General features: G+C 58.5%; 1 protein-coding gene. It reads right to left on the bottom strand.

Annotated features, from left to right (window positions below):
* Positions 1-277 (bottom strand): S8 family serine peptidase (locus KVT34_RS30230; protein WP_217563290.1); only part of this gene is annotated, 277 nt, incomplete at both ends.

Here is a 277-nt window from a genome sequence, read left to right as displayed (position 1 = left end):
ATTCCGATCCCGTTGTTCGTAACGGCGGCCGCGAGGCCCGCCACATGGGTGCCGTGTCCGGTGCCGTCACTCGGATTCGGATCATTGTCCACGTAATCGTAACCGGGAACCAGATGCGCGACCAGATCCGGGTGCGTCAGTTCGACTCCCGTATCGCGGACGGCGATGACGACCGAACTGGCGCTTTGCGCCACATCCCATGCCGAGGGGGCAGAAATTTTTTGCGGACCGTACTGATAGAGGCTGAAATAAGGATCGTTAGGGATAGCAAATGCAT

The sequence above is a fragment of the Paenibacillus sp. GbtcB18 genome, assembly GCF_019091125.1.
GTDB lineage: Bacteria > Bacillota > Bacilli > Paenibacillales > NBRC-103111 > Paenibacillus_F > Paenibacillus_F chitinolyticus.
Note: the sequence above shows the minus strand (reverse complement) of the source record. Positions and strands in the feature narration are given on the sequence as shown.